At 67.1% G+C, this 6,253-nt stretch carries 6 protein-coding genes and 1 pseudogene; 5 read left to right on the top strand and 2 right to left on the bottom strand.

The window, feature by feature from the left end:
• Both A5622_RS05630 and A5622_RS05635 read left to right on the top strand, forming a co-directional pair.
• Window positions 1–302, top strand: a pseudogene (locus tag A5622_RS05630) (hypothetical protein); the annotation flags it as partial.
• Window positions 303–317: 15 nt separating this feature from the next.
• Window positions 318–821 carry a histidine phosphatase family protein gene (locus tag A5622_RS05635; protein WP_066877225.1) on the top strand — a complete coding sequence of 168 codons (504 nt, stop codon included), beginning with the start codon at window positions 318–320 and terminating at the stop codon, window positions 819–821.
• 66 nt (window positions 822–887) lie between these two features.
• Here A5622_RS05635 and A5622_RS05640 read toward each other — a convergent pair whose 3' ends face one another.
• On the bottom strand, window positions 888–1,451 hold the full coding sequence (locus A5622_RS05640) for a DUF3558 domain-containing protein (protein WP_112708815.1): 564 nt from the start codon (window positions 1,449–1,451) through the stop codon (window positions 888–890).
• Entirely contained in the window at window positions 1,451–2,008 is a 558-nt protein-coding gene (locus A5622_RS05645) for a DUF3558 domain-containing protein (protein WP_066877227.1), read from the bottom strand. Before A5622_RS05645 ends, A5622_RS05640 begins: the two co-directional genes overlap by 1 nt.
• Before the next feature lie 181 nt (window positions 2,009–2,189).
• Here A5622_RS05645 and A5622_RS05650 point away from each other — a divergent pair, with 181 nt between their 5' ends.
• The 3 genes from A5622_RS05650 to A5622_RS05660 all read left to right on the top strand — a co-directional run.
• Window positions 2,190–3,956 carry an ABC transporter ATP-binding protein gene (locus A5622_RS05650; RefSeq protein WP_066877229.1) on the top strand — a complete coding sequence of 589 codons (1,767 nt, stop codon included), beginning with the start codon at window positions 2,190–2,192 and terminating at the stop codon, window positions 3,954–3,956.
• Window positions 3,953–5,857, top strand: a complete 1,905-nt coding sequence (locus tag A5622_RS05655) for an ABC transporter ATP-binding protein (RefSeq protein WP_066867275.1) — start codon at window positions 3,953–3,955, stop codon at window positions 5,855–5,857. The genes A5622_RS05650 and A5622_RS05655 overlap by 4 nt, the downstream gene beginning before the upstream one ends.
• 125 nt (window positions 5,858–5,982) lie before the next feature.
• The coding region (locus A5622_RS05660) for a DUF732 domain-containing protein (RefSeq protein ID WP_066867277.1) at window positions 5,983–6,253 on the top strand (271 nt) is incomplete at its 3' end.

A 6,253-nucleotide genomic window follows, 5' to 3' on the forward strand; every position in this document is an offset into this window, starting at 1 on the left:
CGAGCTCTACCGAGCCCTCCAAGCCGACCTCAACCCATCACTCGACACACTTGACGCTGCATAGGAGCATCCACGTCACCGACTACAGCAAGTGCCACACCACCGACGTCAACAACCTCACCTTCGCCTGCGGCCCCCACCACCGCCTACTAAGACCCGGCGGCTGGACCACCCGCACAAACACCCACGGCGACACCCAATGGAAACCACCCCCACACCTCGACACCGGCCAACCCCGCACCAACACCTTCCACCACCCCGAAAAACTGCTGGGTGATGACGACGGTCTGCCGCCGCACTGATTAATCTGATTGCTCGTGACTGACCAGCGCACCTTGCTGCTGATGCGGCACGCGAAGTCCGATTACCCGCCGGGCGTCGACGACCACGACCGGCCGCTGGCGCCCCGCGGCATCCGCCAAGCCGGGCTGGCCGGCGACTGGCTGCGCGCCAACGCGCCCGCCATCGACGGCGTGCTGTGCTCCACGGCGACGCGCACCCGCGAGACGCTGCTCAACACCGGCATCGATGCGCCGGTGCGATACAGCGAGCGCCTCTACGCGAGCACTCCCGGCACGCTGATCGACGAGATCAACACGGTGGACGACGCCGTCGGCACGCTACTGGTCATCGGACACGAGCCGACGATGTCGGCCCTGGCGCTGGGACTGGGCGGCGCCGGACGTACGAATACCGCTGCCGCCGAACGGATTTCGGCCAAGTTTCCAACGTCGGCGATCGCGGTGCTCACCGTGCCGGGCGCGTGGAAAGAGGTCGAACTCGGCGTGGCGACGCTGATCGACTTCGAGGTGCCGCGCTGAGGTTCGATTGCCCGGCTCCTCCGCACCCGGCTGCGCCGGCTGCATCGTCGCCGCGCTGAGGTTCGATCAGGAGTTGGTGGCCAGCGTCAGCTCCATCAGCTTGATGGCCTGACCGCACGCATCGATGCCCGGCGCCTGCGGGTTGACCCACCATCCGACCACCCCGGCGGCGTCGCTGGCCACGCCGCACGCACCGTTCGCGTCGTCGGGCCGCATCACGATCGAGTCGATCCCGGCGATCGACCGGGTCTCGATCTTGTACTTCAGAAATTCCGCGACCTTGCGCTCGTTGGACAGGCTGCCCTGCTCGAACCAGAACCGGGTGATGTCGATCAACCCGGCCGGATTGGCCGCCTGCCAGCGGCAGATCGCACCGACGAAGGTGCTCTGAATGTCGAGCGGGTCGGCGCCCACCGTCTTGGCCAGGATGTCGCTGGTCAAGACCTCACATTCCTTGAGCAGGTTCGGGTACTGCTGCTGAGAGTTGTTGTTGCGGGGCACATTGCCGCCCGCCTTGACCGCGTTGCCCCCGATCGAGCGGGAACACCCCGTCAACACCAACAGCGCGGCGATCACCACGATCGCGGCGGCAACCGCGGTCCTGCCGGCCCGGGAACGCGTCGAGGCCATCATTTCGAATTCGCAATCGACTGACGAGCGAGTTCCTTCGCTATGTCGCATGGCGGCGGAAACGGCTTCTGACTGAAACTGATTGACCACTCGATGAAGTCGTCCTGAAACTGGATGCCCACCTCACACAACGAGTCACCCAGGTTGGGCTCGTTGCCGATGGCGATGAAACCGCTATGGCCGTTGATGTTGATGTCATCGACGCTGGCCCGCGAAAGCTCCTCGGTCTTGCGTTCGCGACCGATGGGGCTGCCGCGATACCAGGAGAAGGAGAAGTGCGGCCCCAGGATGCCACCACCGGCGAGCCACTGGCACCCCACTGAGTTGCGGGCGGTGTTGATCAGCCCGGTGACCTTGGTGAGCTCCGCTACGGTCTGGTCGCTGATCCCGCCGCACTGCGGGAACATCGCACCGTGGCTGCCCTGGCCGTTCTGCGGCGTCGACGACGACGTAGCGCCCGGTTTGTTGCCGCCGGAATCGGAGCAGGCCGCAGCCGCGGGGATCAGGATCGTCACTGCTGACGCCACGAGAGCCAGCGCCCTCGTGCTACGCCGCACCGCTACCCTGCTTCCGCTCCGCCCGCTGCTGGTCCACACGATGCACTGTAGCGGCAGCCCAGCGGGTCAACCACCGACGCGCCTGAGCAGGTATTTCGGGGCCGCAACAAGTGGGGTGCGGACCTGGACCGTCCGGCGGTTGCCGGGCACGGCCGCGCGGACGGTGTGCGACAGTTAGCCCATGCTCCTGGCACTGCTGCGCCAGTACATCCAGCCGTACCGACGGCTGGTGGCGGTGCTGATGGTGCTGCAGCTGATCGGCAACCTCGCGTCGCTGTACCTGCCTACCGTCAACGCCGCCATCATCGACGAGGGCGTGGCCAAGGGCGACACCACCACCATCGTTCGGCTCGGCATGGTCATGCTCGGGGTCACCGCATTGCAGGTGCTGTGCTCGGTCGGGGCGATCTATGTCGGCTCGCGCACCGGGATGGGCTTCGGTCGCGACCTGCGCGCCGCCATCTTCGAGCACGTCACCACCTTCTCCGAACGCGAGACCGCCCGATTCGGGGCGCCGACGCTGTTGACGCGCAGCACCAACGACGTGCGGCAAATCCAGTACCTGGTCCAAATAAGCGCCACGGTGCTGGTGACCGCCCCGATCATGTGCCTCGGCGGGATCTTCATGGCCATCCGCCAGGAGGCCGCGCTGACGTGGCTGCTGCTGGTCAGCGTGCCGATCATGGCGGTAGCCAACTACTGGGTGATGTCGCACATGCTGCCTCTCTTCCGCCGGATGCAGGGCCTGATCGACGGCATCAACCGGGTGCTGCGCGACCAGCTGGCCGGCGTCCGGGTGGTCCGCGCGTTCGCGCGGGAAGGTTTCGAACGAGACCGCTTCGCCCGCGCCAACACCGCACTGTCGAACACCGCACTGACCGCGGGCAACTGGCAAGCGTTGATGCTGCCGGTGACCACGCTGACCATCAACGTGTCCAGCGTCGCGCTGATCTGGTTCGGCGGGTTGCGCATCGACCGCGGCCAGATGCAGGTCGGTTCGCTGACCGCCTTCCTGGCCTACTTCACCCAGATCCTGATGGCGGTGTTGATGGCGACGATGACGCTGGTGGTGTTGCCGCGCGCCTCGGTGTGCGCCGAGCGGATCACCGAGGTGCTCGCCACCCGGCCGGCGGTGACCGACCCCCCGAGCCCGCGGTCCCCGCGCGGCGCCATCACCGGAGTCGTGCGGCTGCACGGCGCGACCTTCACCTATCCGGGCGCCGATCGCCCAGTGCTGCAAGGCATTTCGCTGACCGCGGCGCCCGGAACCACCACCGCCATCGTCGGCAGCACCGGTTCGGGCAAGTCGACGCTGGTCTCGCTGATCTGCCGGCTCTACGACGTGACCGGCGGCGCCGTCTCGATCGACGGCATCGACGTCCGCGAATACCGGACCGAGCGGCTGTGGTCGGCCATCGGGCTGGTTCCCCAGCGCGGCTACCTGTTTTCCGGGACGGTCGCGGACAACCTGCGCTACGGCGCCGCCGCGCATCAGGTCCCTACCGACGATCAGATGTGGGAGGCGTTGCGGGTGGCCGCCGCCGACGATTTCGTGCGGGCCCACGATGACGGGCTGCAGATGCGGGTGGCCCAGGGCGGTATCAACTTCTCGGGCGGGCAACGGCAGCGACTCGCCATCGCCCGGGCGGTCATCCGCCGTCCGGCAATCTATTTGTTCGACGACTCGTTCGCCGCGCTCGACGAGCGCACCGACGCGCGGGTCCGCACCTCGCTACGGGAGACCTCCGGTGATGCCACCGTCATCGTTGTCACACAACGCATTTCGATCGCATCCACGGCCGACCAGGTAATCGTGATCGACAACGGGAAGCTGGTGGGCGCGGGCACCCACGAATCGCTGCTCGTCGATTGCGCCACCTACGCCGAATTCGCCGACTCGCAGTCGGCCGGCGCGGTGCGAACCGGACGAGCCGGGGGCCCACCGTGACCGCCGCGGCCACCCAGGCCGCCAACCGGACGGCCCCCGCAACCCGGTCGCGCGACTTCTGGGGTTCGGCCGCCCGCCTGGTGAAACGGCTTGCGCCGCAACGACGGCTGTGCATCGCGGTGATCAGCTTGGGTATCACCGGCACGGCGATCGGGGTGATCGTCCCGCGAATCCTGGGGCATGCCACCGACTTGCTGTTCAACGGCGTCATCGGGCGCCAGCTGCCCGCCGGGATGACCAAGGCCCAGGCCGTCGCCGCCGCACGCGGCCGAGGCGCCGACACCTTCGCCGACTTGCTGTCCGGGATGAACGTGGTCCCGGGTCACGGCGTCGACTTCGGGGCGGTCGCACGAACGCTGACGCTGGCGCTGGCCCTCTATCTCGTTTCGGCGCTGCTGATTTGGATACAGGCGCGACTGCTCAACGCCACCGTGCAGCGCACCATGGTGGGCTTACGTTCCGATGTCGAGGACAAGATCCACCGGCTGCCGTTGTCCTACTTCGACGGACGTCAGCGCGGGGAGTTGCTGAGCCGGGTCACCAACGACGTCGACAACATCCAATCGTCGCTGGCGATGACGATCAGCCAGCTGCTGACATCGGTCCTGACCGTGGTGGCGGTGCTGGCGATGATGCTGTCCATCTCGCCGCTGCTGGTGGTGATCACCGTGCTGACGGTGCCGCTGTCGCTGTTGGCGACGCGGGCGATCGCGCGACGCTCCCACCGCCTGTTCGTCGCGCAGTGGACCAGCATCGGCCGCCTGAACGCCCACATCGAGGAGACCTACAGCGGTTTCACGGTGGTCACGACGTTCGGCCACCAGGCGGCGGCGCGCGAGCAGTTCCGCACCCTGAACGACGACGTCTACCGGGCCAGTTTCGGCGCTCAATTCTTCTCCGGGCTGGTGGCGCCGGCGACGACGTTCATCGGCAATCTCGGCTACGTCGCCGTCGCGGTGGTGGGCGGCCTGCAGGTGGCCACCGGCCACATCACCCTGGGCAATATCCAGGCGTTCATTCAATATGTGCGGCAGTTCAACTCGCCACTGAGCCAGCTCGCCGGCATGTACAACACCCTGCAATCCGGGGTGGCCAGCGCCGAGCGGATTTTCGCGCTGCTCGACGAGCCCGAGGAGGCGCCGGATCCTGTGCCTGCCCTGCGGGCCGGCACCCCCCCGCGGCCCGGTGGACGCGTCGAGTTCGCCCACGTGAGCTTCGCCTACCGCCCGGGCACCCCGGTAATCGAGGACCTGTCCATGGTGGCCGAACCGGGAAGCACGGTGGCGATCGTCGGGCCGACGGGAGCGGGCAAAACCACGCTGGTGAACCTGCTGATGCGGTTCTATGACGTCGACGCGGGACAGATCCTGCTCGACGGGGTCGACATCAGCACGCTGGACCGCCGGTCGCTGCGGTCGCGGATCGGCATGGTGCTGCAGGACACCTGGCTGTTCGACGGGACGATCGCGGAGAACATCGCCTATGGACGCCCGGACGCCGGTGAGGACGAGGTGCTCGACGCCGCCAAGGCCGCCTACGTCGACCCGTTCGTCCGGACGCTGCCGGCGGGTTACCAGACCCGGATCAGCGGTGACGGAGGCAACATCAGCGCCGGCGAGAAGCAGCTCATCACCATCGCGCGCGCGTTTCTTTCCCGCCCACAACTGTTGATCCTGGACGAGGCGACCAGCTCGGTCGACACCCGCACCGAGGCCCTCATCCAGCACGCGATGTGTGAACTGCGCCGCGATCGCACGAGTTTCATTATCGCGCACCGACTTTCGACGATCCGCGACGCGGACCGCATCGTGGTGGTCGAGGCCGGGCGGATCGTCGAACAGGGCAATCACACTGAACTACTCGCCCGGCGCGGCACGTATTACGAGATGACACAGGCATAAGCGCCTGGCGGGCGCATTGATAAGCGGCCGCGATCGCTACCAAGAAGTTATTGAGAAGACACCAAGGAACAAACGCGACGCTGGGATCGTCCTACTCAGTAACGCACCTGAAAGGGGTGGCAGCAATGTTCTCCCGCCGCATCACAAAGATGGCCACCACCGCAATCGGCACCGCCGCCATCGGACTCGCCGCCGTCGGCTTCGCCGGCACGGCCGCAGCGAGCTCCGTGCAGACCGCCGACGCGGCGTTCCTTGGCCAGATGCAAAGCCTCGGCGTCACTTTCCCGTCCACCCAAGCCGCCGTGCAGACGGGCCACCAGGTCTGCACCGAACTCGCCGCCGGCCAGACGCCGACCGCGGTCACCGTCGACATCTTCCGGCACACCAGCCTGACGC

The sequence above is a fragment of the Mycobacterium sp. 1245801.1 genome, from assembly GCF_001673055.1.
GTDB classification, from domain to species: Bacteria; Actinomycetota; Actinomycetes; order Mycobacteriales; family Mycobacteriaceae; genus Mycobacterium; species Mycobacterium europaeum_A.

Coding starts and splice junctions, on each gene's coding strand:
- A5622_RS05640 (WP_112708815.1), bottom strand. CDS start 1,451: ATGGCCTCGACGCGTTCCCGGGCCGGCAGGACCGCGGTTGCCGCCGCG.
- A5622_RS05650 (WP_066877229.1), top strand. CDS start 2,190: ATGCTCCTGGCACTGCTGCGCCAGTACATCCAGCCGTACCGACGGCTG.